At 59.0% G+C, this 24318-nt stretch carries 27 protein-coding genes; 11 read left to right on the plus strand and 16 right to left on the minus strand.

From position 1 onward, the window contains the following. Positions 1-67: 67 nt before the first annotated feature. Positions 68-1186 carry an alanine dehydrogenase gene (gene ald / locus AC2FGE_RS09305; protein WP_496818937.1) on the minus strand — a complete coding sequence of 373 codons (1119 nt, stop codon included), beginning with the start codon at positions 1184-1186 and terminating at the stop codon, positions 68-70. Between the two features lie 138 nt (positions 1187-1324). Between ald and AC2FGE_RS09310 the strand changes: the two genes are divergently transcribed. After that, positions 1325-1783, plus strand: a complete 459-nt coding sequence (locus AC2FGE_RS09310) for an Lrp/AsnC family transcriptional regulator (protein WP_496818938.1) — start codon at positions 1325-1327, stop codon at positions 1781-1783. Here AC2FGE_RS09310 and AC2FGE_RS09315 read toward each other — a convergent pair whose 3' ends face one another. Then, complete coding sequence (locus tag AC2FGE_RS09315; RefSeq protein ID WP_496818939.1) at positions 1784-2596, minus strand: CPBP family intramembrane glutamic endopeptidase; 813 nt, start codon at positions 2594-2596, stop codon at positions 1784-1786. A 253-nt stretch (positions 2597-2849) separates the two neighbouring features. On the opposite strand from AC2FGE_RS09315, the gene ppk2 reads away from it, so the two are divergent. Continuing rightward, complete coding sequence (ppk2, locus tag AC2FGE_RS09320) at positions 2850-3785, plus strand: polyphosphate kinase 2 (RefSeq protein WP_496818940.1); 936 nt, start codon at positions 2850-2852, stop codon at positions 3783-3785. Positions 3786-3850: 65 nt separating this feature from the next. Here ppk2 and AC2FGE_RS09325 read toward each other — a convergent pair whose 3' ends face one another. Then, a complete protein-coding gene (locus tag AC2FGE_RS09325) occupies positions 3851-4885 on the minus strand; it encodes a CAP domain-containing protein (RefSeq protein ID WP_496818942.1) in 1035 nt (344 codons plus the stop codon). A 303-nt stretch (positions 4886-5188) separates the two neighbouring features. Continuing rightward, entirely contained in the window at positions 5189-5395 is a 207-nt protein-coding gene (gene rpsU, locus AC2FGE_RS09330) for a 30S ribosomal protein S21 (RefSeq protein ID WP_008207378.1), read from the minus strand. A 111-nt stretch (positions 5396-5506) separates the two neighbouring features. On the opposite strand from rpsU, the gene AC2FGE_RS09335 reads away from it, so the two are divergent. From AC2FGE_RS09335 to AC2FGE_RS09345, 3 genes are all read left to right on the plus strand, one after another. Beyond that, entirely contained in the window at positions 5507-6199 is a 693-nt protein-coding gene (locus AC2FGE_RS09335; protein WP_496818943.1) for a COQ9 family protein, read from the plus strand. A gap of 57 nt (positions 6200-6256) precedes the next feature. Further along, on the plus strand, positions 6257-7243 hold the full coding sequence (locus AC2FGE_RS09340) for an NAD(P)H-quinone oxidoreductase (protein WP_496818944.1): 987 nt from the start codon (positions 6257-6259) through the stop codon (positions 7241-7243). A gap of 108 nt (positions 7244-7351) precedes the next feature. Beyond that, positions 7352-8335, plus strand: a complete 984-nt coding sequence (locus AC2FGE_RS09345; RefSeq protein ID WP_496818945.1) for a quinone oxidoreductase family protein — start codon at positions 7352-7354, stop codon at positions 8333-8335. Positions 8336-8386: 51 nt separating this feature from the next. On the opposite strand, the gene AC2FGE_RS09350 is transcribed toward AC2FGE_RS09345, so the two are convergent. The 9 genes from AC2FGE_RS09350 to AC2FGE_RS09390 all read right to left on the minus strand — a co-directional run bounded on the left by AC2FGE_RS09350 (position 8387) and on the right by AC2FGE_RS09390 (position 14399). Then, positions 8387-8920 (minus strand): outer membrane protein, encoded by a 534-nt coding sequence (locus tag AC2FGE_RS09350; protein ID WP_496818946.1) that lies wholly within the window; start codon positions 8918-8920, stop codon positions 8387-8389. Positions 8921-9178: 258 nt separating this feature from the next. Beyond that, a complete protein-coding gene (locus AC2FGE_RS09355; RefSeq protein ID WP_496818947.1) occupies positions 9179-9652 on the minus strand; it encodes a YHS domain-containing (seleno)protein in 474 nt (157 codons plus the stop codon). A 188-nt stretch (positions 9653-9840) separates the two neighbouring features. Next, a complete protein-coding gene (locus tag AC2FGE_RS09360; protein ID WP_496818948.1) occupies positions 9841-10110 on the minus strand; it encodes a hypothetical protein in 270 nt (89 codons plus the stop codon). Beyond that, a complete protein-coding gene (gene plsY / locus AC2FGE_RS09365; protein WP_496818949.1) occupies positions 10107-10712 on the minus strand; it encodes a glycerol-3-phosphate 1-O-acyltransferase PlsY in 606 nt (201 codons plus the stop codon). Before plsY ends, AC2FGE_RS09360 begins: the two co-directional genes overlap by 4 nt. Continuing rightward, complete coding sequence (pyrC, locus tag AC2FGE_RS09370; RefSeq protein ID WP_496818950.1) at positions 10712-11992, minus strand: dihydroorotase; 1281 nt, start codon at positions 11990-11992, stop codon at positions 10712-10714. Before pyrC ends, plsY begins: the two co-directional genes overlap by 1 nt. Next, positions 11989-12375 carry a hypothetical protein gene (locus AC2FGE_RS09375; RefSeq protein ID WP_496818951.1) on the minus strand — a complete coding sequence of 129 codons (387 nt, stop codon included), beginning with the start codon at positions 12373-12375 and terminating at the stop codon, positions 11989-11991. The genes pyrC and AC2FGE_RS09375 overlap by 4 nt, the downstream gene beginning before the upstream one ends. Next, positions 12360-12878: a hypothetical protein gene (locus AC2FGE_RS09380; RefSeq protein ID WP_496818952.1), complete on the minus strand. Its 519-nt coding sequence runs from the start codon at positions 12876-12878 to the stop codon at positions 12360-12362. The genes AC2FGE_RS09375 and AC2FGE_RS09380 overlap by 16 nt, the downstream gene beginning before the upstream one ends. Next, the gene (locus AC2FGE_RS09385) at positions 12875-13810 is read right to left on the minus strand and encodes an aspartate carbamoyltransferase catalytic subunit (protein WP_480548465.1); all 936 of its coding nucleotides are present in this window, start codon (positions 13808-13810) and stop codon (positions 12875-12877) included. Before AC2FGE_RS09385 ends, AC2FGE_RS09380 begins: the two co-directional genes overlap by 4 nt. 340 nt (positions 13811-14150) lie before the next feature. Continuing rightward, entirely contained in the window at positions 14151-14399 is a 249-nt protein-coding gene (locus AC2FGE_RS09390; protein WP_496818954.1) for a hypothetical protein, read from the minus strand. Positions 14400-14568: 169 nt separating this feature from the next. On the opposite strand from AC2FGE_RS09390, the gene AC2FGE_RS09395 reads away from it, so the two are divergent. From AC2FGE_RS09395 to AC2FGE_RS09415, 5 genes are all read left to right on the plus strand, one after another. Further along, positions 14569-15333, plus strand: coding sequence for a uracil-DNA glycosylase (locus AC2FGE_RS09395; RefSeq protein WP_496819253.1), 765 nt, complete (start codon positions 14569-14571; stop codon positions 15331-15333). Continuing rightward, on the plus strand, positions 15333-15929 hold the full coding sequence (locus AC2FGE_RS09400; protein WP_496819254.1) for a metallophosphoesterase family protein: 597 nt from the start codon (positions 15333-15335) through the stop codon (positions 15927-15929). Before AC2FGE_RS09395 ends, AC2FGE_RS09400 begins: the two co-directional genes overlap by 1 nt. Further along, complete coding sequence (moaB, locus tag AC2FGE_RS09405; protein ID WP_496818955.1) at positions 15929-16465, plus strand: molybdenum cofactor biosynthesis protein B; 537 nt, start codon at positions 15929-15931, stop codon at positions 16463-16465. The genes AC2FGE_RS09400 and moaB overlap by 1 nt, the downstream gene beginning before the upstream one ends. 105 nt (positions 16466-16570) lie before the next feature. After that, complete coding sequence (locus AC2FGE_RS09410; protein WP_496818957.1) at positions 16571-18019, plus strand: efflux RND transporter periplasmic adaptor subunit; 1449 nt, start codon at positions 16571-16573, stop codon at positions 18017-18019. A gap of 5 nt (positions 18020-18024) precedes the next feature. Continuing rightward, positions 18025-21426 (plus strand): efflux RND transporter permease subunit, encoded by a 3402-nt coding sequence (locus AC2FGE_RS09415; RefSeq protein ID WP_496818958.1) that lies wholly within the window; start codon positions 18025-18027, stop codon positions 21424-21426. Here AC2FGE_RS09415 and AC2FGE_RS09420 read toward each other — a convergent pair. Next, positions 21423-21842: an NUDIX hydrolase gene (locus tag AC2FGE_RS09420; RefSeq protein WP_496818959.1), complete on the minus strand. Its 420-nt coding sequence runs from the start codon at positions 21840-21842 to the stop codon at positions 21423-21425. The two genes, AC2FGE_RS09415 and AC2FGE_RS09420, sit on opposite strands and share 4 nt — an antisense overlap. Before the next feature lie 4 nt (positions 21843-21846). Further along, positions 21847-22659: a protein-disulfide reductase DsbD domain-containing protein gene (locus tag AC2FGE_RS09425; protein WP_496818960.1), complete on the minus strand. Its 813-nt coding sequence runs from the start codon at positions 22657-22659 to the stop codon at positions 21847-21849. A gap of 145 nt (positions 22660-22804) precedes the next feature. Between AC2FGE_RS09425 and AC2FGE_RS09430 the strand changes: the two genes are divergently transcribed. Beyond that, positions 22805-23359, plus strand: coding sequence for a YqgE/AlgH family protein (locus tag AC2FGE_RS09430; RefSeq protein ID WP_496818961.1), 555 nt, complete (start codon positions 22805-22807; stop codon positions 23357-23359). Here the strand turns inward: AC2FGE_RS09430 and AC2FGE_RS09435 are convergent, their stop codons facing one another. After that, positions 23360-24307: an L-threonylcarbamoyladenylate synthase gene (locus AC2FGE_RS09435; RefSeq protein ID WP_496818962.1), complete on the minus strand. Its 948-nt coding sequence runs from the start codon at positions 24305-24307 to the stop codon at positions 23360-23362. Positions 24308-24318: the final 11 nt, after the last annotated feature.

Consider the following 24318-nt stretch of genomic DNA (forward strand, 5'->3'; position numbering starts at 1 on the left):
AGGCGCGGCGCTACGCCCAACGCTGTAAAGCGCCTTTTTTCAAAAGGCGCTTTCAGGGGCGGGAGGGTTACGCCTTGATTACCACGTTGGGCGAGACGACGTCGATGCCAAGCGCCTTGCCAACTGCGTAGTAGGTCAGTTGTCCGGCATGGACGTTCAGTCCCGCCAGCAGATGCGGATCGTCCTGACAGGCCTGTTTCCAGCCTTTATCTGCCAATGACAACATGAACGGCATTGTTGCGTTGCCCAGTGCAATAGTCGAGGTGCGCGCTACAGCGCCCGGCATGTTGGCCACGCAGTAGTGCATTACCCCATCGACCTCATAGATCGGATCGGCATGGGTGGTCGCGCGAGAGGTTTCGAAACAACCGCCCTGATCGATGGCCACATCCACCAGCACCGCACCGGGTTTCATTGTCGACAGCTGCGCGCGCGAGACCAGCTTGGGGGCTGCTGCGCCGGGGATCAGAACCGCGCCGATGACCATATCGGCATCGCGGATCAACTCGGCAGTTGCACCGGCCGTTGAATACTGGTTCTTGAACTGGCCGCCAAACACATCGTCCAGATAGCGCAGGCGAGGCAGGGACCGATCCAGAACGGTTACATCTGCTCCCATGCCAGCGGCGATCTTCGCCGCATGGGTGCCAACCACGCCACCGCCGATCACGACGACCTTGGCCGGGCCAACCCCAGGCACGCCACCCATCAGCACACCGCGCCCGCCATTGGCCTTTTGCAAGGTCCATGACCCGACCTGAGGGGCCAGGCGCCCGGCAACTTCGGACATCGGGGCGAGCAGAGGCAGGCCACCATTGGCATCGGTTACGGTTTCATAGGCAATGGCCGTACAGCCCGATTCCAGCAGGTCATGGGTCTGATCCGGATCGGGTGCCAGATGCAGGTAGGTGAACAGCAACTGACCTTCACGCAACATCTTGCGCTCTCCGGCCTGGGGTTCTTTGACCTTCACGATCATGTCGGCGGTGGCAAACACCTCTTCTGCCGTGTCCAGAATGCGCGCACCAGCGGCGACATAGGCGTCATTGTCAAAACCTGCGCCGATCCCGGCACCGGTTTCGATAAGCACCTCATGCCCACGCGATACCGCTTCCTGAGCTGCATTCGGCGTCATTCCAACGCGGAATTCCTGGGGTTTAATTTCCTTTGGGCACCCGATTTTCATGTGACCCTCCTCCGTTCATAAACTGCCTAAATTATGTGCATTACCTGACGCAATTTCTGTGAAACAATACCTGCTATTGGGCTTTCTTATGAAAGAATCCAGCGAATAAACCTGAATTAACGCAATGGATATGCGCAAATGAGCTTAGATACGACTGATCGTAAGATTCTGGCTGCTCTGCAAAAGAATGGTCGGGTTTCGAATGCGGACCTGTCAGAGAAGGTGAACCTTTCACCTTCGGCTTGCCATCGCCGGGTCCAACGGCTGGAACTGGAGGGCTATATTCGAAACTACGTGGCCTTGCTGGACGCGCGGAAGATGAATGTTCCCACAACCGTGTTTGTCGAGATCACCTTGCAGGGTCAGGCCGAAGAAGTTCTGGATGTATTCGAAAAGGCGGTGGCCCGCATTCCGGATGTGTTGGAATGTCACCTGATGGCGGGGACGGCAGATTATCTTCTGAAAGTCGTCGCCGAAAACACCGAAGATTTCGCCCGCATTCACCGCCAATATCTGTCACGCCTGCCGGGCGTCGCGCAGATGCAAAGCTCGTTTGCCTTGCGGACGGTGTTCAAGACCACGGCCTTGCCGGTCTGATCAGGCGGGTACCGGATAGGTGAAATAGGCGAGATGGATGAAATTAAAGGCGAAGTGCATTGCAATTGGCACCCAGAGCCGCCCGGTCGCGGCATAGGCCAGCCCCAGACCCAAGCCCAGGACCGTGGCGAAGGCTACCAGGGCTGGACCACCGCCGAAATGCGCCAGACCGAACAGCAGGCTGGCTGCGACAACGCCACCAAGCGGGCCAAGTTTCGAACTGAGCAGAGATTGCAGGTAGCCACGGAAAAGTGCCTCTTCCGCGAAACAGGTCAGAAACAGGTTTGAAACTGCAAAGACCAACCACCACGCGGGCAATTTAACCTCTGGCCGCAATGCGCCGATTGCAACAGCGGCAAGAAAGATCAATGGCAGCAAGGCAAGCCCGGTGACGAGCCATATTGTATTGGTTTTATGACGTGCAATCAGCATGCTGGGCCAAGCTAACAGGACAGCAAAGAACACCATTGGTTTGTCGAGGTTCAGATACATCGTAAACGCGGCGCTGTTTTCACCGGCATAGACCTGATCCAATACAAGCAGATTATTCAACCCAGGAATCAGATGCGCGCCTAACGCAAAACACCACAGGATCAGAAGTGTATGCCCGGCAACTGCCATCGCGCCGCTCAGGCGCGGCAGAGTTGCGGCCCCCAGCAACCCGATCGCAATCACTGCAATCGCCCATGGCGTGATCAGATTGGCGACTGAGACAATGCTTACGAACAGAATCAACAACGCCAAAGCCACGCCCATCCGCCCGCTCAGTGCGGTAATCTGGGCTGCGATCAAGATCAGCCAGGGCCAGATCATTGGTAGATGGGACAGGAAATGCGCCACGGTGGCCTCGACAGTTCGACTGGCTTAGTCATGGCGCGCAGCTTTCCATGGTGCAAGCCTTTCGAGTTGCGGCAATTCTTACGGTTGTATCCCCTGCGCGAGAGGTTCAAATTGCACGTAATGTCTTTACATGGCGGCGCCCACCTCATTGGCACAGTGCAAAAAGATCAACTTATCCGATGACATCAGGCGGTTACACAGGCGCGTTACTGTCCGCACCCGGTGAATGAAGAAGGAACAGACTTTGGCGTACGAAAACAATGACCCTCCCAAAGACTGGCTAGAGGCCGAACTGGAAGATACGCTGGACGAAGATTTTGAGATCGAGTTCAGCGAACCCATGCTGTCGATGGAAGTGCGCAAGATCTACAAGGATCAGCATCCTGATATGCTGGATCGCAAGGTTTATTTCCGCAACCTGCTGCGCCTGCAGGCCGAGCTGATCAAGGTTCAGGATTGGGTGCAGCATACCGGTGCCAAAGTGTGCATCCTGTTCGAAGGCCGCGACAGTGCGGGTAAGGGGGGCGTGATCAAGCGGATCACCCAGCGTCTGAACCCTCGTGTCGCGCGTGTGGTGGCGCTGCCTGCGCCCAGCCGACGGGAACAAAGCCAGTGGTATTTCCAGCGCTATGTTCCGCATCTACCTGCGGCAGGTGAAATCGTGTTCTTCGACCGCTCCTGGTACAACCGCGCCGGCGTTGAACGCGTCATGGGCTTTGCGACCGAGGATCAGGTTGAACAGTTCTTTCAGGACGTTCCCGAATTTGAACGGATGCTGGTGCGGTCCGGGATCATCCTGCTGAAATACTGGTTCTCGATCACCGATGAAGAGCAGCAATTGCGATTCCTCATGCGGATTCATGATCCGATGAAACAGTGGAAATTGTCTCCGATGGATCTGGAATCCCGCATCCGCTGGGAATCCTACACCAAGGCGAAAGAGGATATGTTGTTCCGGACGAACATTTCCGAAGCGCCGTGGTACATTGTCGAAGGCAACGACAAAAAACGCGAACGTCTGAACTGTATCGAGCATCTGTTGACCAAGATCCCCTATACGGACGTGCCGCAGGAGCGGGTCGACCTGCCCGATCGCAAGTACAACCCGGATTACGAACGCCGCATTCTGCCCGACGAGTTGTACGTTCCGAAAATCTACTAGGCGAAACGGGCCTCTGATCAGAAATGCGAGGCGCGATGTCCCGCGCCTCGCCATAGGGCCAGCCGTTAGGCGACGTCCATCATGCATTCGCCACCCATTGGGGTGAAGATCAGCATGTCATCATCGTCGGTGAAGCCTGCGACGGGTTCTGCCGGTGGCGTTGCACCATCGCCAGCTTCCGGGATCAGGATCAGATCGTCATCCATTGGTACGTCACCACCGGGCTGTGCGCCGGGCAGTTCGATATCGATCCAGTCGAAGTCATCGACCAGTGCGAGCACCTCATTCAGGAATTCTTCAAGCGCCGCGACGAAGGCTTCTATATCGAAACCATTCTCAGCCGTGGGTTCAGGCGTTTCTGGTTCTTCGGGCACTTCGGGTTCTTCCGGTGTTTCAGGTTCCACAGGTTCTTCGGGTTCCTCTGGCGTTTCTGGTTCCACGGGGGTCTCTGGTTCCTCCGGCGTTTCCGGCTCCGTAGGCGTTTCCGGTTCTTCTGGCGCTTCGGGTTCTTCCGGAGTCTCTGGTTCTTCTGGAACTTCCGGCGTCTGAGGTTCCTCGGGTGTCTCAGGCTCTTCCGGTGTTTCGGGCTCTTCGGGCACCTCCGGTTCTTCGGGCATCGGCATAGGGGTTGGCGTCGTGCCTGTATCCAGGTCCACCGTACCACCTGTTGCGCCAAAGTTTTGCGTGACCATCACGGCGTCAAAACCCTGCATATCGCCTGTTTCGATCCCGATCCCGATATATTCGAAGTTCGGGTTCAGGATATTTGCGCGGTGGCCGGGGCTGTTCATCAGGTTCTGATGCAGCTGCGCGACATCGTCGCTGATCCCCGGCGCGCCGCGTTCAGATTGCCAGGCGATGTTTTCACCGGTGCGCCAGCTGCCCGACAGATCAAACCCCGCGGCCTGCATCCGCTGGGTCGCGCTGGACCCGCCCGCACCTGTATGGCTGAAGATATCGCGGTCCAGCATCCAGGTACTGTGATCCTCGGATGACTCGTTCAAGTTGGTTTCCAATTGCAGCGGGTTCAGCCCTCGGGATGTGCGCTCTTCATTGATAAGTGCGAGCATTTCGCGCTCGATTGTGCTTGCAGTCGACATAGTAGCCTCCGTTTTTGATTTGGTGTCTGGGTAGACGAGAGGCTGATACAAAGACCTTTCCTGTGACGGATAGGTGGGTTGACCTGGCAGGCGAATTTGGGCGTCGCTGTGCTACCGATACGGGATTCGCTGCGCTGCAACATGCCGGGCAAAATCCTGCCGGGTGTGAAATGGCAGCTTGCCGCACAGCATCGCGCACGAGTCGGCAAGATCAAACCGGTCCCAGAAACGACAAACCCCCGGGCAGGGCCTCGGGGGTCGTCAAATAGTGTCATCCAAAGCTGGACGAGATGGGGGCGATGCTTAGAGCATACCTTCGCGCTGGGCTTTCTTGCGTGCCAGTTTACGGGCACGACGGATCGCTTCAGCTTTCTCGCGCGCTTTCTTCTCGGACGGTTTCTCGAAATGTTGCTTCAGCTTCATTTCACGGAACACGCCTTCGCGCTGCAGCTTTTTCTTCAGGGCACGAAGCGCCTGATCGACGTTATTGTCGCGAACACTAACCTGCATGTGGTTGTCACCACCTTTCTAGATAGAGTTGCAAGGAAATTGCAGGAGTTGGCCGTATAGCAAAGCTGTTCTATCTTGTCTAGTACTGGCCCCGAACACCGGAGAACCGCCATGACAGTGACTTATGAAGACGCAAAACAGCAGATGCTGGACGCGATGCTTGCCCATGTTCCGTTTGACGGATGGTCCGAAACGAGCTTTCGCGCCGCCATTGCTGAGTGTGATCTGGATGAGGGTCTTGCCCGGGCGATTTGCCCGCGTGGCGCGGTTGATCTGGCGCTGGCCTATCATGCGCGTGGGGATCAGATGATGCTGGATCGGATCAAGTCCGAAGACCTGAGCGCGCTCAAGTTCCGCGAAAAGATCGCCGCTGCTGTTCGGTTCCGGCTTGAGGCGGTTGAGGATAAGGAACTGGTCCGCCGGGGCATGACACTGTTTGCCCTGCCAATGCATGCAGGTGACGGGGCCAAGGCTGTTTGGGGCACCTGCGATCTGATCTGGGACGCTTTGGGTGACACGTCGGATGACGTGAACTGGTACACCAAGCGCGCGACGCTGTCGGGCGTCTACTCTTCGACCCTTTTGTTCTGGCTGGGGGACGATTCGCCTGATCACCAGAAGACGTGGGAGTTTCTGGACAGGCGCATTGGCGACGTAATGCAGTTTGAAAAGCTCAAGGCGCAGGTCAACAGCAACCCGTTGTTCAAACCGTTTCTGGCCGTGCCCAATTGGCTGGCTGGTCAGGTCAAGGCCCCGATGAAGATGCGCGCCGATTTGCCGGGCCTGCTGAACCCGCGCAAGTAGTCAAAGCTTGGCCTTTTCCCAGATGACAGCTAGGCATTGCGCAAAGGAGATTTGCCCATGACCCGAATGATGCGCGCTGTCGAAATCACTCAGCCCGGTGGTCCCGATGTTCTTAAGCTGACTGAGCGACCGATGCCGATGGCGGACGCCGGACAAGTTGTGCTGAAGGTCGCCTATGCCGGTGTGAACCGCCCGGACGCTTTGCAACGTGCCGGAGCCTATGATCCCCCGCCCGGAGCCAGCGATCTGCCGGGGCTGGAGGCCTCGGGCGAGGTAGTTGCCATGGGCACAGGCGTCGAAGGTTTGGCATTGGGCGATCAGGTCTGCGCCTTGTTGCCCGGTGGCGGTTACGCCGAATACGTCGCCACGCCCGCTGCGCATTGCCTGCCTGTTCCAGACGGGATGGACATGAAGCAAGCGGCTTGCCTGCCCGAGACCTTCTTTACCGTCTGGTCCAACGTGTTCACGCGCGGCAGTCTGAAACCAGGCGAGCGCTTCCTTGTTCATGGTGGGTCCAGCGGCATCGGAACCACTGCGATCCAGCTGGCCAATGCCTTTGGAGCGCGGGTCTTTGCAACTGCTGGCTCGGATGAGAAATGCGCCGCCTGCGTGAAATTGGGGGCAGAGAAGGCCATCAACTACCGCGACGAAGATTTCGTAGGTGTCATGCGCGCTGAAGGCGGGGCGAACCTGATCCTTGACATGGTGGGCGGTGACTACATCCCGCGCAACGTGAAGGCGTTGGCTGAGGATGGGCGGCTGGTTCAAATCGCGTTCCTGCAAGGCCCTGTGGCTGAGTTGAATTTTGCTCTGATGATGGTCAAACGCCTGACGCTGACCGGCAGTACCTTGCGCCCGCAAAGCGATCTGGCCAAAGCCAAGATCGCGCAGGACCTGCGTGAAGCTGTCTGGCCTTTGCTGGCTGCGGGCAGGGTTGCCCCGGTCATGGACAGCGAATTTCCCCTGGCGGATGCTGCGGCGGCACACGCGCATATGGAAAGCTCGACCCATATTGGCAAAATCGTTCTGAACGTTGCGGGCTAGCGGCGATGCGCGGGGTTTGATCCGCGCGCAAACTCGCCGCAGCACAAGCTCCTGATTGCCCTGTCACGCAAGCATGCTAGCTTGGGGTCAGGCAAGAGGAGGTTCAGAATGCAGAATACTGCGCGCACAGTCGTCATCCACGAATTCGGCGGCTCCGAGGTCTTGCAGATCGAAGATCGGCCCTTGGGCGATCCCGGTCCAGGTGAGGTTCGCATCCGCCATCATGCTTGCGGCCTGAACTTCATCGATGTTTATCAGCGCACCGGCCTCTATCCGTTGGAGTTGCCGCATGCGCTGGGGATGGAAGCGTCGGGCGTGATCGAAGCCGTTGGCGACGGAGTCGCTCATCTGACACCGGGTCAGCACGCCGCCTATGCTGCCGCACCGTCGGGCGCCTATTGCGAGGCGCGGGTGATGCCAGCGGCTCAGGTTTGTCCGTTGCCAGACGGCATTTCATTCGAAGCGGCGGCGGCGATGATGCTGAAGGGCATGACCGTTGAATATCTGTTCCACCGCACCACGCCTTTGCGTCGCGGGGATACGGTGTTGTTCCACGCTGCGGCCGGGGGTGTCGGCCTGATCGCCTGCCAATGGGCGAAATCCGAAGGCATCACTCTGATCGGTACTGCCGGTACAGATGAGAAATGCGCGCTGGCCCAGTTCAACGGCGCGGCGCATTGCATCAACTACCGCACCGAGAACTTCGTCGAACGCGTGGCCGAGATCACCAATGGGCACGGCGTTGACGTGGTGATGGATTCGGTCGGCGCCGACACGTTTGAGGGGTCGCTGGACTGCCTGAAACCGCTTGGGATGATGATCTCATTCGGCAATGCTTCGGGGCCGGTGCCGCCTGTGAATATCGGGATCCTGGGGCAGAAAGGATCGCTCAAGATCACCCGTCCAACCCTATTTACGCATATTGGCGATCACACGGTCTGTCAGGCCATGGCGCGGCGGTTGTTTGGTAAGGTCGAAGGTGGCGAGGTCAAGATTCATATCGACCAGCGTTTTCCTCTGGATCAGATCGCCGACGCGCATCGCGCGCTTGAGGCGCGCCAGACCACCGGTAGCACGATATTGGATGTTTGAACGGAAAGACCCGGCGGGATGCGCCGGGTCTGTTTGATATGCCAAAGCGGATCAGAAACGATACGCTGCACGGAACTGAAGTGTGGTGGCATCGACATCCACGCCGCTAGAGTTGAAGTTGTCGAATTCATGATACAGCAACTCGGCCCCGATGGTGACATTGGGGGCAACGGCTTGTTCATATCCTGCGCCGATGAACCAACCATCATCGCTGCCCAAGGTATCGGTCCCGGCTTCGGCATAGCCGCCAACGCCGTAAAGCAATCCTTGGGGGGTCACTTTGTAACCCGCACGCGCTTTGATACGCCAGACATCCTCGATTGTGGCCGCGCCCGACAGGTCGATATCTGCCCAGTCATAGTCAAAACCACCACCAACAACCCAGTCGCCCAAATCATAATCGTAGCCCAGGATGATGCCGCCAATCGCACCATCACCATCGACGCCGGAAAGGTTGGTGTCAGCGTCGAGATAACCCAACTGCAAACCGCCGTAGAATCCGGTCCAGTCTCCGGTGGACTGCGCCATGAGCGACCCGGCCGTCATACTCGATACAGCTGCTATTAGAGCCAGTTTCACTTTCATCTTCTGATCCTTTCATTCGAAATATGCGCGCAGCTGCCTTGGGTTTGTGGCTGCGCGATTGTACAAGCTGTTACGGTCTCAATCCGAGACTGGATCACCGTTGCCCATATTTTCCGTACGGAATGCTGGTCAATTCGACCGGCCTGTGCCCGCCATGACCGGGTCTGTACTCTGAAAGGTAGGATGCGCCGCGATGGCTTCAAATAAGAAGCGGCGGCAGAACGAGCTGCCGCCGACAGACGATAATTTCTAGGCGGATTATTGCTGCAGTTCAGCCGGAGCTTTGTCAGCAATGTCTTCCCAGTTTGTGCTGGCTTGTTCGATGAAACCTGGGATGTCGCCCTCCCAGCGTTCCTGAATGTCTTTCGACAGGTTCAGATACAGTGTGTTGTCGACGATTTTCCAATGGTTCGGGTCACCATCAAACTTGAAGCCCATCGCCGCACCGAAGGCGCAGTAGCCGCCATATGCAGGCAGATATGCTTCGGGGTTGGCTTCAAATGCGGCTTTGTTTTCCTCGGACGAGAAGCGGTACATTGCGTCATCATGCAGTGTGGTGATGCGGTAATCGCCCTTGGTGGCTTCACCTTCGGTAAAATACGCAACCGGGTCATAGCCCTGCATCGCCAGCCCGGTCGAGCTGGCATTGATTTCAACGCCTGCGGCCAGGGTCGAAGTTGCCAGGGCAACAGACAGTGCAACGCCACCGATCAGAGATTTAAACGTGTTCATAGCTTCACCTTTCGTGAAAGGGGATGCGCGCGGTCGCCGTAATTGCGATTTGCGATCCCGGATTTTGTCCTGTGACGCCGGTAATTGGCCGTCACAGAACCTCAGGTGGGAAGCCGGATGTTCACGTTCAAAGCAATCAATTGTGATTGTGCAGAGGTGCAGAGATGCTGTTCAGAAATGTGGTCGGGTTAGTCCTCGGGCGTCAGTGCCAGAACAAAGTCGGTAACCTTCTGGGCAGGCATTTCGCAAGGGCGCAGCAATGCGCCGCTGTTGCGTGTTTGATAGAGGTTCAGGCTTATATAGTCCGAGCCACCAAGCTCACGCGCCACAAGCTTATGGGACTTGTTTCCTGCTATGGCCTGACGCGAGACCACATAGCGCCGCCCCTGGGCGCGGCCAGTGAATGTGCCCAAGGGCAATGCGAAAAAGGCGCGGGTGAACGCGTCGGTCGCGGTCACGGCTTTCCGATCTTGGGCTCAGTCCCCGCCTTGATACGTGCTACATTGGCGTTGTGGCGCCAGTAGACCAGCAAGGTGAGCGCAATACCCAAAACGAAGGTGGAGCCATCCGTCAGCACCACGATCCAGGTGGTCGACAATGCGGCCGCCGCCAGTGCGCCGATTGAGGATATCCGCCAGATCGCCGCCGCAACCAACCACGTCAGACAGCAGGCAACACCGACCCGCCAATCCAGTGCCAGCCAAAGGCCGAGGAATGTGGCCACGCCCTTGCCGCCCTTGAAGCTTAACCAAACGGGATAGCAATGGCCCAAAAACGCCATGAGCGCTGCAATCTGGGCCGCGTCTTCACCGGCAAAGGCGCGCGCCAGCAGAACCGCCACAGCGCCTTTTGCAGCATCGAACAGCAGGGTCAGGGCGGCGGCGGCCTTGTTGCCGGTTCGAAGCACATTGGTGGCTCCGATATTACCTGACCCGATCTGGCGCAGATTGCCCAGCCCCATAAGCTTGGCCAGGATCAGGCCAAAGGGAATTGACCCCAAAAGGTAGCCCATGGCCGCCCACAGCAGCAATTCGGATTGTGTACTGTCAATCAAGGGCATCAAGTTCTCCGGTAGACTTCTTTGCCGGCCACGTAGGTCGCAATGACCTTACCCTGCATCCGCTGCCCGTCAAATGGCGTGTTTTGTGATTTGGATCGGAGTGTAAACCGGTCCAGCACAAAAGGAACATCAGGATCAAACAAGACCAGATCGGCTGGCGCATCTGTGGACAAACGACCAGTGTTCAAACCCAGGCGTTTGGCCGGGTTCAGGGTCATGGCACGGAACAGGGTTGGCAAATCCAACTGACCCGAATGATACAGGCGCAGCGCTGCGGGCAACAATGTCTCCAACGCAACCGCGCCCGAGGCAGCCTCTTCAAACGGCAGGCGTTTGCTTTCCTCGTCCTGCGGGGTGTGCATGGAACTGATCGTGTCGATTAGGCCCGTTCGCACCGCTTCAATCACCGCCTGCCGGTCATCCTCTGACCGCAGCGGTGGTTTGACTTTGAAGAAAGTGCGATAGTCGGCCACGTCCAGCTCATTCAGCGTCAGGTGGTGGATCGAGGTTCCGGCGGTGATGTCCAAACCATTGCGCTTGGCGCGTTCCAATGCGGGCAAGGCGCGAGCCGTCGTGATCTGATCTGCGTGATAGGCCGCGCCAGTCATTTCCAGCAATGCGATGTCGCGGTCCAGCCCCATCCGTTCCGCCCGGGCTGACACTGCGGGCAGGCCGCGCAACGCGGCGAATTTACCGCTGGTCGCAGCAGCCCCGGCGCTGAGCCCCGGTTCCTGCGGATGCGCTATCACCAACGCCCCGCAGGACCGCGCATAGGTCAGCGCGCGCGCGAATACCTTGGTGTTGGTCACCACATGATCGCAATCCGTAAAGGCGACTGCACCGGCATCCATCAGAAACCCGATCTCGGTCATCTCGCGCCCCTCACGCCCTTTGGTTAGAGCGGCCATTGGCAGAACGTTCACAGGCGTATCAGCCTGGGCGCGGCGTGTTGCAAATTCCAGCGTTTCCGGCGTGTCGATGGCAGGTGTGGTATCGGGGCGCGTGACCAACGTGGTCACCCCACCCGCCGCTGCCGCGAGACCTGCGGATTTGTAGCTTTCCTTGTGCCGCTCGCCTGGTTCACACACTTTAACGCCGATATCGACAATGCCGGGGGCCAGGCATTTGCCATTGCAGTCCACGACCTGCCCGTCCACCGCAGGGGCATCGCCTTCGCCGTTCGCCACGATCCGCCCGTCCGCGACTTGCAGCCATCCGGTCGCATCCGTCCCGTTCTCCGGGTTGATCAGGCGCGCGTTGGTAAACAAAACGGTGCTCATGGCAAGGCCCTTTCGATAGCGGCTTTGGTTGCGGTGGGATCCGCCTGGTACTTGATTAGATGCTTGTCGCCGCTCTTGGTCACAAGCTGGACGAAACTGCCCATGGTGTTCACGGCTTCGATCTGGGTCAGCGCAACCTTGCGCGGGCCCGGGCCTGTCAGCAACGTATCGGTCATTTCCCATTTGGCGGTCAGTTCTTCCGAAGCCAGATACCATGCGCGCAGGCCGATGGCTGCTAGTCCAGCAGGCGCACCGGTCCAGACATAGGGGTTTCCGACCAACCAGAGCACGACCATCGCCCCGGCCATTGCAGCAGCGGCCAGCCAGGCATTGGTACGAATATATGCGCCCTTGTCGGGGGCAAAGATCACAGGATCAGCCACAGGACACCTCCGATCACCATTAATATGAACAAGGCCAGCGCAGCCGAGCCCATTCGGCGCGGCCTGTCGTCTTGCGCCGGCGGCTGCGGTGCTGAAAACGGCTTGGCACTTTCGGTTTCGATCCGACCGCCAGTCCAGTTTGTGGCCTCTTCCGTGAACAAACCAATTAACTGAACGCGCGGATCCGGGGTAAGCACCGCAGACTGTCCTTTGAACGCAGCGCTGCGCAGAGCCATGACCCAGCCTTTAACAGCGTCCAGCGCCGCGCGATCCAATTGGTCTTCGGAGACGCCGCCCCCTTCGTTCAGATAGCCCCAAAGGCCCAGGTCTTCGAGATCAGACACAGGAAAGATGTCGATCTGTTCTGGGTCCAGATTGGCAACCCCCAAAACCTGATCAGCAGCACCAGGTTCGCGCAGAAACTTGGCCTCTTCCGGGCGCATGTTCAGTGCAAACAGGCGAATGACACCGCGTTCGTGGGGAAGAACGGTCAGGTCGCTCATGCGGCCTCGCGCAGGTTGCGGGCCAGCAGTTCCATGGCGGCCATGCGGACGGCGACGCCCATCTCGACCTGTTCCTGAATGACCGAACGGTTGATGTCATCCGCCAGCGTGCCGTCGATCTCGACCCCTCGGTTCATTGGACCCGGGTGCATGACGATGGCGTCGGGTTTGGCTTGCGCAAGTTTGACTGCGTCAAGGCCATAGCGGTGATAGTACTCGCGCTCTGACGGAATGAACCCGCCATCCATCCGTTCTTTCTGAAGGCGCAGCATCATGACGACATCCACATCCCGCAGGCCTTCGGTCATATCATCATAAATCTCGGCCCCGAACTCGGCGAATTGCGCAGGCACCAGCGTGGGGGGGCCGATCAGACGGATGCGGTTCTCCATCTTGCCCAGCAGGATCAGGTTCGAACGCGCCACGCGGGAATGGGCCACATCGCCGCAAATGGCGATGTTCAGGCGATGCAAGCGCCCCTTGGCGCGGCGGATGGTCAATGCATCCAGCAGCGCTTGGGTCGGATGTTCGTGCCGCCCGTCGCCTGCATTCAGCACGGCGCAATTCACTTTCTGCGCCAGCAGATCGACTGCACCAGATTGTGGATGGCGCACCACCAGCAGGTCGGGATGCATCGCGTTTAATGTCATTGCTGTATCAATCAGGGTTTCGCCCTTTTTGATCGAACTGGCCTGCATCGCCATATTCATCACATCCGCGCCCAGACGCTTACCCGCGATCTCAAAGCTCGCTTGCGTGCGGGTCGAGTTTTCAAAGAACATGTTGATCTGGGTCAGCCCGGACAGCACGTCCGAGTGTTTGGTCGACTGACGGTTCATATCGACATAGGTCTCGGCCAGGTCAAGAATGGCGGTGATATCGGATTGCGACAGATGCTCGATGCCAAGAAGGTGACGATGGGCGAAACGCATGGGCGGGCTCCTGTCTGACAATCGGACCGCTTATAGAAAGCCGCGCGAGGCAAGGCAACCTAAGGTTCTGTGCTGTCGGGCAGTTTCTGGCATCCCCCCTGCGGCAGGCATTGTTCGCCCGGTTTGCACCATTTGCCATATCCGCAATCGATGGCTTTGACAGGGACACAGCCCTGATTTCTGGAGCATTTGAAACCTTGGCGACACTGCGATCCGGTTTTTTCGCATAGGTACCACCCAGGACGCGAGCATCCACCTTGCGGCAGGCAGTAGGATCCGCGCACGCAGATCCGGCCATCGGCGCAGGGCTGCGGTAGGTTTAGTTCGATATCGGGGCGGATCAGCTCGCATTTGCCACGGCCATTGCAGCGGCTCCCGCTGGGGCAATCGAGGCTCGAATTGCAGGCATTTGCACCTTGCGGTGCACATCGCGTGCCACCCGCGACACAGCGCTCGAATGGGCCACAGCTGCGCCCGCCACCGCAATAGGTGCCACCCAGAGGGATGCAGTGTCCATCAAAGCTGCATCTTTGCCCGCCCGAACAACACCGGCTGCCGCAGGCGAATTGACCCCCGCGGCATTGGTCATTGCCGATGGAAAGCTGCGCGTGTAGCGGGCCCGCCGGGGCACTCAGAAGCAGAGCAATCAGAAGGAATCGCAAGATCGATGGCATAACAGGATCATGGTCGGTGCGACCCAGCGCCGTGGCAAGGTCTATTCGCTTTCCATCGGTCAAAAGCCGGTTAGATTGTGGGGTATGGAATCGGGCATGGATTATCACACCGCACGGGCGCTGTTGGACTGGCAGATCGAACTGGGCGTGACCGAGGCGATTGGCAACGCGCCAATCGACCGGTATGCGCTGCCCGATACCGCGCCCAAGCCCAAGGAACAGGCCAACCCCGAGGCCGCGACCGAGAAACCAGAGCAGGTTGACCCGGTTGCCATCGCAAAATCCGCAGCACAAAGCGCCGGATCACTGGATGAATTGCGCGCGGCGATGGAGACATTTGAACATTGTGAGCTGAAACGCGGTGCGCGGCAGTTGGTGTTTGCAGATGGTACTCCGGGCGGGCGCGTGATGATCATTGGCGAAGCTCCGGGCCGGGATGAAGATCGTGAGGGCAAGCCCTTTGTCGGACACGCGGGTCAGCTGCTGGATCGGATGCTGGCGGCGATTGATCTGGATCGCGCGCAGAATGTGTATATCACCAATGTGTTGCCCTGGCGCCCCCCACAGAACCGCGATCCGAAGCCGGAAGAGATCGGTATGATGAAGCCGTTTCTGGAACGCCATGTGGCGCTGGCCAAGCCCGAGGTTCTCGTGGTGATGGGCAATATCAGCTGCCAAGCCGTTCTGGGTAAACGCGGCATCACGCGCTTACGCGGTACTTGGGAACACGCGCTGGATTTGCCGGTGATCCCGATGTTCCACCCCGCTTACCTACTGCGCCAACCGCAGATGAAACGAGAGGCTTGGGCCGATCTGTTGGAGTTGAAAGCACGGCTGGGGGCAGGATGATGCGTGTTTTGGCTTTCTCAGACCTTCATATGGCGCGCAACCGGGCGGCTGATCTCGTTGCGGCCAGCGCGCAGGCCGATCTGGTGATCGGGGCCGGGGACTACTGCAATATGCGCCAGGGATTGGGCGAGGCCATGCAGATGCTGTCGGGTATCTTGGCGCCGCTGGTGCTGGTGCCCGGAAATGCGGAAAGCGCGGATGAGCTGAGCGATGCCGCGCCGGATGGCGCCCATGTTCTGCATGGCACCGGAATGACGGTCGATGGGATGCAACTGTTCGGGCTGGGCTACGGAGTACCCGCCACGCCATTTGGCGATTGGTCCTGTGATCTGTCCGAGCCAGAGGCTTCGGAACTGCTGGATCGCTGTGACGACGCCGATGTTTTGATCGTGCATTCTCCGCCTAAAGGGTATGGAGATGTAACATCGCAAGGTGTCTCGGTCGGTTCGGTGGCTGTGCGCGATGCTGTGGAACGGCTTCAGCCCAAGCTGGTTTTCTGTGGCCATATCCACGACAGCTGGGGCTATCGCGGAACGCTGGGCCGGGCTCAAATCGCCAATCTGGGGCCCAAGGTGAATTGGTTCGAGGTGTCGTGATGATCGATCAGGAAAAAGACTTTATTGCGGTTCGTATTGCGGTCCTGACGGTCTCGGACACGCGGTCGCTTGACGACGATCGATCCGGTCAAACGCTGGTCGATCGGATCAAAGCGGCGGGTCACGCCGTTGCAGATCGGCAAATCCTGCCCGATGAGCGTGCGCAGATCGCTGATAAGCTGCGTGCATGGATCGAAGACCCGCAGATCGACGTTGTGATCTCAACCGGAGGCACGGGCCTGACCGGGCGCGATGTCACGGTCGAAGCGCATCGCGATGTCTATGAGAAAGAGATTGATGCCTTTGGAACCGTCTTCACCATTCTGTCGATGGAGAAGATCGGAACCTCTGCCGTGCAATCCCGCGCGACTGGCGGTGTTGCTGGCGGCACTTATCTGTTTGCCCTGCCGGGCAGCCCGGGTGCGTGCAAGGATGCATGGGACGGTATTTTGGAAAAACAATTCGACTACCGCCATCGCCCCTGCAACTTTGTGGAAATAATGCCGCGATTGGACGAACATCTGCGACGGAAGTAGACTGTTCCTACGTTTAACACCTTATAACCGCATTGTGGCTTGGCATATTTCACCGTCCAGCTACATTTTGCGAAAGGTAGCCCATCGCAACCGGGGTAAGTGAGAATGCGTTTTCTAAGGCAAAGTCTTGTCGGTGTCTTTCTGGCGTCGCTGACGTTGGCTTTGCTGTTTGTCGCAGCCCAAATGATCACGGGCGCGGTCCAAGATGTGATCGCGCGCGACACTGCAAAACCCGCGGCGCGTGAGCGTGTTTTCACAGTGTCCGTCAGAACAGCTGAGTTACAGACTGTAACGCCTTATTTGGAAGCCTTTGGTGAAGTGCAAAGCCGCCGTCGGCTTGAACTGCGCGCAGCGCTGGGTGGTCGCGTGATCTCACTCGCCGATGACTTCGAGGATGGCGGGACGGTCACGGCGGGTGAAGTTTTGGTCGAGCTGGACCCTGCGGATACGCAATCTGCCTTGGACCGGGCCAAATCCGATCTGCTGGATGCCCAGTTCGAGGAACGCGATGCGGAACGGTCCCTGCTGCTGGCGCAGGATGAGTTGAAATCGGCTGAAGCGCAGGCTGAGCTGCGCGAACGTGCCCTGCAACGGCAACGCGATCTGGAATCCCGCGGTGTGGGCGCGACTGCGAGCGTGGAGGAGGCCGAATTGTCGGCCACCTCTGCCCAGCAATCTGTTCTGGCGCGTCGCATCGCCCTGGCGCAGGCTGAATCGCGTGTGGATCAGGCCACCACGCTATTGGCCCGCGCGCGGATTGCGCTTGAAGCGGCAGAACGCGATCTGGATGATATGACCATTCGGGCCGGGTTCGCAGGCACGCTGACCGATGTCACATTGGTCGAGGGGCGCTTGGTTTCGGCCAACGAAAAACTGGCCGAGCTGGTAGACCCTGATGCGTTGGAAGTTGCCTTTCGGGTTTCGACGGCCCAATTTGTCCGATTGCTGGATGAAGATGGAACCCTATTAAACGCTCCGGTAACCGTGTCGCTTGAGGTGACGGGGGCCGACCTGACTGCAACAGGACGGATCAGCCGCGACAGCGGATCAGCGGGCGAAGGGCAGACAGGTCGTCTGATCTTCGCACGATTGGATAGCGCTTCGGGCTTCAAACCAGGGGATTTTGTGACGGTCACCGTTCAGGAACAGGCGGTCGACGCCGTGGTGCGTTTGCCCTCATCCGTTCTGGATGCGGCGGGCACGGTACTGGTGCTGGGCGCGGATGACCGTCTGGAAACCTTGCCGGTGCAATTGGTCCGACGGCAGGGAGATGAGGTTTTGCTGCGCGGCGACAGCCTGGAAGGTCGCGAAGTGGTTATTGGCCGCACGCCGTTGCTGGGCTCGGGCGTGCGCGTGCGCCCCCTGCGGGTCGAGGAAAGCGCCGACGCGGATATGGTCGAGTTGACGGATACGCAGCGCGCGCAGCTTGTCGCGCAGGTTGAGGCCAGCGAAGGTATGCCTCAGGATGTCAAAACCCGAATGCTGGGTCAGTTGGAAGCGGCTCAAGTGCCTGCCTCGCTGGTCCGTCGTATTGAAAACCGGGCCGGAGGCTAAGCGCTATGATGCGCGAAATCCCAAGCGCGGCGGGCGGCATTCTGAGCTATTTCACCCGACACCGGACGGTCGCCAATCTTCTGTTACTGGTTATGCTCGTTCTCGGGACTGCCGCGATCCCGAACATGCGCGCGCAGTTCTTTCCCGATGTCATACTGGAACGGGTCGATGTTAACGTCGAGTGGGAGGGCGCAGGCCCCGAGGATGTTGATAACGGTATTGTTCAACTGCTGGAGCCCGAGCTGCTGGCGGTCGAGGGCGTAGCCAGTACCACAGCCACTTCACGAGAAGGGTCCGCGAACATCCGGCTTGAGTTCGAAGCCAACTGGGATATGTCCCGCGCCGTCGAAGATGTTCGGACCGCCGTTGATAGTGTCACAACTTTGCCTGAAGACGCCGAAGAACCCTCGATCCGGCGCGGGGCTTGGCGTGATCGTGTAACAGATGTTGTGATCACCGGCCCGGTGGCGCCTGACCAGCTGGCAAAGTTTACCGATGAACTGATCAACAGGCTGTTCGCTGCGGGTGTTACACGCACCACGATCCGAGGTTTGGCTGCGCCGCGCGTGGTGGTCGAGGTTCCAACGGCGCAATTGATCGCCAACGACATTGCCTTGTCTGACATCTCCTCGGCCATTGCTGCCGAGGTTAACGCCAGCCCCGCCGGGGACGTCACGGGCGCCAATGCCCGTATCCGGACAGGTTCGGAGAAACGCACCCCGGAAGAGATCGAAGGCATCGCACTGCGCAATTTTGCGGACGGCTCCAAACTGTTCGTGGGCGATGTCGCGCAGATCCGGGTTGAAGGGGTTGACCGCAATCGCAGCTACTTTGTTGGCGAAGATCCGGCCATGTCCATTCGGGTGGATCGTTCAAATCTCGGCGATGCCATCGGCATTCAACACCAGGTCGAAGACGTGGTGGCCGAGATGCAGGCCAGCCTGCCTGAAGGCGTCACGGTCGAGTTGATCCGGACGCGGGCGCAGTCCATCACAGACCGTCTGGACATTCTGATCGACAACGGCCTTGTCGGGCTTGGGCTGGTTGTGTGCCTGCTTTTTCTGTTCCTCAATGCGCGGATTGCTTTCTGGGTGGCCGCAGGCATTCCCGTCGCGATGTCAGCCGCCATTGCGCTGATGTACCTAGGCGGACTGTCGATCAACATGGTCTCTTTGTTCGGCCTGATCATCACCCTAGGCATTGTGGTGGACGACGCGATCGTCGTGGGCGAACACGCTGATTTTCGTGCCCGCCGTCTAGGCGAACCGCCCATGGTTGCGGCTGAACGCGCCGCCCGACGGATGGCCATGCCGGTATTCGCGGCGACTTTGACAACCGTGATCGCGTTCTTCGGCCTGACCCTTGTCGGTGGTCGGTTCGGAGAGCTGATCCGGGATATCCCATTCACCGTGATCGCTGTACTTGCGGCCTCTCTGATCGAGTGTTTCTTGATCCTGCCCAACCACATGGCCCATGCCATCGCCCATTCGGCGAAGGAGCACTGGTACGACCTGCCCAATCGGATCGTCAACCGCGGGTTCCGCTGGGTGCGGGATCGTCTGTTCCGGCCCTTCATCGCCTGGGTGGTCTGGGCACGCTATGTGGTCGTCGCCTTGATGGTTGTCATTCTGGCCAGCCAGATTGCCCTGTTCATCCGGGGCGATGTGAATTGGCGGTTCTTTAATGCGCCCGAGCGCGGTTCGGTTACCGGCAACTTTATCATGGCCGAAGGGGCGACCCGTTCCGATACGTTCGAGATGATGCGCCAGTTGCAGCAGGCCGCCGAAGAACTGGGCGCAATTTACGAAGAACGCCATGGCCGCAATCCCATCGACTATGTTCTGGCTGAAGTTGGCGGCAGCGCCGGGTTTGGCCTGTCCGCCGCCGAAGGCAAGGATGATGATCTGCTGGGCGGCATCTCGATCGAACTGATTGATGCTGACCTGCGCCCATATTCCAGTTTTGAGTTTGTGGGCGAGCTTCAGGATTTCGTGCCCCGCCATCCCAAGGTCGAGCTGATCAGCTTCCGAGGCTGGCGGTCCGGCCCAGGTGGCGATGCCATCGACGTGCAGTTCTACGGTTCCGACGTGAACACGCTCAAGGCCGCATCAGAGGACCTTCAGACTGAATTGTCTAAATACCCTGAGGTCTCGGCGCTTGAGGACAATCTTGCCTACGACAAGGAAGAGTACATTCTGGACCTGACCGCGCAGGGGCAGGCTTTGGGCTTCCGCATCGAAACTCTGGGGCGCGTATTGCGCAACAGATTGAACGGGATCGAGGCCGCGACCTTCCCGGATGGGCCTCGCAGTGCCGAAATTCGGGTGGAACTGCCCGAAGGCGAACTGACGGCTGATTTCCTTGAACGCACGCTGATGCGCACACCCGATGGGGTTTATGTGCCGTTGGCCGATATTGTCTCGGTCGAGCGGAAATCCGGCTTCTCAACCGTGCGGCGCGAAAACGGGTTGCGGGTGATCTCGGTCAATGGCGACATCTCCGAGGATGACCCGACCCGCGCGGCAGAGATTGAACGCGCGCTGAACGAAGAGATTTTGCCCAACATCGCTGCTGAACGACAGGTCGAATGGCGCATGGCGGGGCTGAGCGAGCAGGAAAACGAGTTCCTGTCCGAGGCGCGCACGGGCCTGATCCTGTGCCTGACCGGGATTTATCTGGTGCTGGCCTGGGTCTTTGCCAGTTGGTCCAGACCGCTGGTGGTGATGGCCATTATCCCGTTTGGCTTGGTGGGTGCGATCTGGGGGCATTATATCTGGGATGTGCCGCTGAGCATGTTCACGGTTGTTGGCCTGCTGGGTATGACCGGGATTATCATCAATGATTCAATTGTTTTGGTGACAACCATAGATGGCTATCAGCAGGAACGCGGTCTGGTGCCGTCGATTGTCGAAGGCACCGCTGATCGTTTGCGCCCGGTGATGCTGACGACGCTGACGACAGTGCTGGGCCTGACGCCGTTGCTGTATGAAGGCTCTCAGCAAGCACAATTTTTGAAGCCGACCGTGATCACTCTGGTCTACGGCTTGGGTTTTGGCATGTTGCTGGTTTTGGTTCTGGTTCCGGCCTTGCTGGCCATTCTGAATGACGTCTCCCGCCCGATGACAGCCATGCGCCGTGCCGTGCGCGCGCCGGATCGGGTGTTGCAGGGCGCTGTCGCGGCCACCGGAGCGGCGCTGATGCTTTGGTTTGCAGTGACTATGATGTGGCCTGCATTCGCCGGTGCACCGATGGGCATCCTGTCCGCGCTCTACCCAGCTGATGATGGCGCGGGCGTTCTGGATATGGGGCTGGGCGCATTTCTGATCGGGGCTATTCCGATTGTTGTGCTGAGTTTTGCCGCGTCCGGGCTGCTCTACGCGCGGCTAAAAAACCACGTGGGTGCTTAATTGTCACGCAGAGCGCGCTCCAGCAGCTGCGGAACCCGCGCGCTCATTTGAAGATCGCCGCGGCGGATCCGCTCAATCGGAAACCAACGCGCATCCAATGCGTCGTCTCCGGCTGTTGGCTCACCGGACTGATAGTTACAGGCAACCCCCACCAGCAGGTAGTGTGAGATCACATCCCCGACCTCATCCCGGTGCAAAAGATCCAGATTGTTCAGATAGTGCGATGGCTGCGCGGTGACCGATGTTTCTTCAAACAACTCTCGCTGTGCCGCCTCAAGAACGGTTTCGCCCCATTCCACATGGCCGCCTGGAAATCCCCATAATCCCCGGTCTGGCTGTTTGCTGCGTTGCACCAGCAGAACCTGATCCTGATGCAGCACTACCGCCAGCGCACCGATCTTCGGGGTCTGGGTCATGCGATCACCCTCCGGTGCAACCCTGTATATCTACTGCATGGTTCGCACCCAGAACCGTGATCCGAATCTCGGAGCGCTCCAACGCGAAGGGCGTGCCTGAGGCGTTAATGACCTCAGCCGTTGCGATGAGCGTACCGCCCCGACGCACTGTTTCGGGCTGCGAGGCCCAAAGCACCGGGTTGCCCGGTTCGATCACCGCTATCTCCTGTCCACCTGCTGACGGCATGGTCACGCGCGCCTCGATCTGCATGCCGTCTGCTGTCGGTGTCAGGCTGCATCGTGCGGATGAAACATTGGCCTCTCTTGCCGAAAACGGACGTTGGGCCAGCGCTGCAGCGATAGTCGGGTTGCGGTCGGCCTTGGCGTCCAGTGTATGGTCGAAATCCAGCCGCTCGGGGATGCAGACATCCTTGCAGACGCCCAAATCCATCTCGCCGCGCAGGCGAACAGGTTTAGCTGGGTTTTTCGGCGTGATCTCAACCGGCAAAACCAGTTGATCCTCGTACCCGATGGATTGCAGCCCATTCTGGTCAAACACATCCGGTGCAGGCCATGTGATCGACACATCGCCAACATTGCGCGAACCGGTCCAGTCAAATTGCGGCGGAATCCCCGCATCCCCCGGCGCGCGCCAGTAGGTTTTCCAGCCATCCTGCAAGGTCAGGCGCAACGCCCCCAGATAGGTGCCATTGGTGGTCTGACCCCCATCCAGAATGTCCAGTTGGACAACACCATCTAACTGCTGTGCCGAGGCAGGTGAAATGGCACACAGGCAGGCTGCAACAGCGGCTGCGATGGGTTTCTTGAGCGCGTTCATGCCCTATACATGCGCGGTACGCGGTTGAAATCCAAGTCACGTTCGGGTCACCGGACTGAAATCTGCCAAAAACCTATGTGGCATCTTGCCAATCGCAGGGCCACAAGGTCATTGTTGAGGTACCATCACAAAGAGACCCCGCCCTATGAACCTGACCGGAAAACTGTTGATTGCGATGCCCGGCATGGGCGATCCGCGTTTCGACCATTCGGTTGTCTATATGTGCAGCCATGGCGATGACGGCGCGATGGGGTTGATCATCAACAAACCCTCGGACCTTCGTATCAAAGCCCTGCTGGGGCAGCTTAACATCGCCTGCCGCATACCGGTTGTCGGGGAACGCCTTGTGCATTTCGGCGGCCCGGTCGAGATGTCGCGCGGCTTTGTTCTGCATAGTGCTGACTACGACGCCAATCTGCATTCGTTGCAAATCTCGGAGTCTTTCAGCATGACCGCAACGCTGGATGTGCTTGAGGATCTTGCCTCTGGTCGGGGTCCATTGGATTCGATGGTCACGCTGGGATATGCTGGCTGGGGCCCCGGACAGCTGGAGGATGAGATCGTCATGAATGGCTGGCTGACAGCCGAGGCGAGCTCGCAACTGGTGTTCGACGTCCCCGATGATGACAAATGGGAGGCCGCTCTGGCCACGCTGGGTGTCGATCCGCTGAGCTTGTCTGCCAGTGCCGGGCGCGCGTGATCAGCTGTCGCGCGGTGCTGCAGCACGGCGCAGGCGGTCATTGATAGCGGCCCCCAGATCATGATCGGGAATTGGGGACACAGCAATCGGTCGGCCCGTTTCGTTCAATCTGTGCAATGCGGCAAACAGATTGGCGGCGGCTTCGATCAGGTTCCCGCTCTCGGACAAGTTCAGGTCGCAGTCGACCGAACCAAAGCCCAGTAAAACCTCATCACCCTGCTTCGACTGCGCATTCAGGCGAACCGGCGCGTCCGGCGCGTAATGCGATTGCAGTTGTCCCGGTGCGGTCAGATGATCTCCGGCTTGATGCAAGTGCAGGCGTGTGTTGAGGGCGGTTTCGACATCCTCAAGCGCGATGCCGCCGGGGCGCAGCAAGGTGGGCTCCCCGGCCAGCCCGACAATGGTCGATTCCAAACCGACACCACAGGGGCCGTCATCCAGAATGGCAGAAATTCGGTCGCCAAGCCCTGCACGCACATGATCGGCGGTGGTCGGGCTGATCTGGCCAGAGGGATTGGCGGATGGGGCTGCCACTGGGCCGTCAAAGGCGGTCAGCAGGTCTCGGGCCGTTTGGTGGGCCGGGACGCGGACGGCCAGTGTTTCCAACCCTGCAGTGACCAACGGAGAGATTCCATGACCATCCCGCAAGGGCAGAACCAGTGTCAGTGGTCCGGGCCAAAAAACATTGGCAAGCGTTTCTGCATGGTCTGACCAGTCGACAAATCGCCGGGCCGATTCTACCGAGGCGACATGGGCGATCAGCGGGTTAAAGCTGGGCCGTCCCTTGGCCTCATAGATCGCGGCGACCGCCTCGCCGTTCCGGGCGTCGCCGCCAAGGCCATAGACGGTCTCGGTTGCAAAGGCCACCAGCAAGCCCTGCCGCAAAAGGTCTGCGGCCCGTGCAATGCCGCCTGGGTTCGCTGTCAGATCGAGAGTCGTTGAGATCATGTCTGGTGACG

This window comes from Ruegeria sp. YTSA075 (assembly GCF_059610245.1).

Excerpts from the sequence above, each read along its gene's own strand:
- AC2FGE_RS09355 (WP_496818947.1), bottom strand. The coding sequence starts at position 9,652 with ATGAACACGTTTAAATCTCTGATCGGTGGCGTTGCACTGTCTGTTGCC.
- plsY (WP_496818949.1), bottom strand. The coding sequence starts at position 10,712 with ATGCCCTTGATTGACAGTACACAATCCGAATTGCTGCTGTGGGCGGCC.
- AC2FGE_RS09435 (WP_496818962.1), bottom strand. The coding sequence starts at position 24,307 with ATGATCTCAACGACTCTCGATCTGACAGCGAACCCAGGCGGCATTGCA.
- AC2FGE_RS09385 (WP_480548465.1), bottom strand. The coding sequence starts at position 13,810 with ATGCGTTTCGCCCATCGTCACCTTCTTGGCATCGAGCATCTGTCGCAA.
- AC2FGE_RS09425 (WP_496818960.1), bottom strand. The coding sequence starts at position 22,659 with ATGAACGCGCTCAAGAAACCCATCGCAGCCGCTGTTGCAGCCTGCCTG.
- AC2FGE_RS09410 (WP_496818957.1), top strand. The coding sequence starts at position 16,571 with ATGCGTTTTCTAAGGCAAAGTCTTGTCGGTGTCTTTCTGGCGTCGCTG.
- AC2FGE_RS09310 (WP_496818938.1), top strand. The coding sequence starts at position 1,325 with ATGAGCTTAGATACGACTGATCGTAAGATTCTGGCTGCTCTGCAAAAG.
- AC2FGE_RS09340 (WP_496818944.1), top strand. The coding sequence starts at position 6,257 with ATGACCCGAATGATGCGCGCTGTCGAAATCACTCAGCCCGGTGGTCCC.
- AC2FGE_RS09395 (WP_496819253.1), top strand. The coding sequence starts at position 14,569 with ATGGAATCGGGCATGGATTATCACACCGCACGGGCGCTGTTGGACTGG.
- ald (WP_496818937.1), bottom strand. The coding sequence starts at position 1,186 with ATGAAAATCGGGTGCCCAAAGGAAATTAAACCCCAGGAATTCCGCGTT.
- AC2FGE_RS09315 (WP_496818939.1), bottom strand. The coding sequence starts at position 2,596 with ATGATCTGGCCCTGGCTGATCTTGATCGCAGCCCAGATTACCGCACTG.
- AC2FGE_RS09390 (WP_496818954.1), bottom strand. The coding sequence starts at position 14,399 with ATGACCAATGCCGCGGGGGTCAATTCGCCTGCGGCAGCCGGTGTTGTT.
- rpsU (WP_008207378.1), bottom strand. The coding sequence starts at position 5,395 with ATGCAGGTTAGTGTTCGCGACAATAACGTCGATCAGGCGCTTCGTGCC.
- AC2FGE_RS09430 (WP_496818961.1), top strand. The coding sequence starts at position 22,805 with ATGAACCTGACCGGAAAACTGTTGATTGCGATGCCCGGCATGGGCGAT.
- pyrC (WP_496818950.1), bottom strand. The coding sequence starts at position 11,992 with ATGAGCACCGTTTTGTTTACCAACGCGCGCCTGATCAACCCGGAGAAC.
- AC2FGE_RS09325 (WP_496818942.1), bottom strand. The coding sequence starts at position 4,885 with ATGTCGACTGCAAGCACAATCGAGCGCGAAATGCTCGCACTTATCAAT.
- AC2FGE_RS09400 (WP_496819254.1), top strand. The coding sequence starts at position 15,333 with ATGCGTGTTTTGGCTTTCTCAGACCTTCATATGGCGCGCAACCGGGCG.
- AC2FGE_RS09350 (WP_496818946.1), bottom strand. The coding sequence starts at position 8,920 with ATGAAAGTGAAACTGGCTCTAATAGCAGCTGTATCGAGTATGACGGCC.
- AC2FGE_RS09335 (WP_496818943.1), top strand. The coding sequence starts at position 5,507 with ATGACAGTGACTTATGAAGACGCAAAACAGCAGATGCTGGACGCGATG.
- AC2FGE_RS09420 (WP_496818959.1), bottom strand. The coding sequence starts at position 21,842 with ATGACCCAGACCCCGAAGATCGGTGCGCTGGCGGTAGTGCTGCATCAG.
- ppk2 (WP_496818940.1), top strand. The coding sequence starts at position 2,850 with ATGAAGAAGGAACAGACTTTGGCGTACGAAAACAATGACCCTCCCAAA.
- AC2FGE_RS09345 (WP_496818945.1), top strand. The coding sequence starts at position 7,352 with ATGCAGAATACTGCGCGCACAGTCGTCATCCACGAATTCGGCGGCTCC.
- AC2FGE_RS09380 (WP_496818952.1), bottom strand. The coding sequence starts at position 12,878 with ATGAGCGACCTGACCGTTCTTCCCCACGAACGCGGTGTCATTCGCCTG.
- AC2FGE_RS09415 (WP_496818958.1), top strand. The coding sequence starts at position 18,025 with ATGATGCGCGAAATCCCAAGCGCGGCGGGCGGCATTCTGAGCTATTTC.
- moaB (WP_496818955.1), top strand. The coding sequence starts at position 15,929 with ATGATCGATCAGGAAAAAGACTTTATTGCGGTTCGTATTGCGGTCCTG.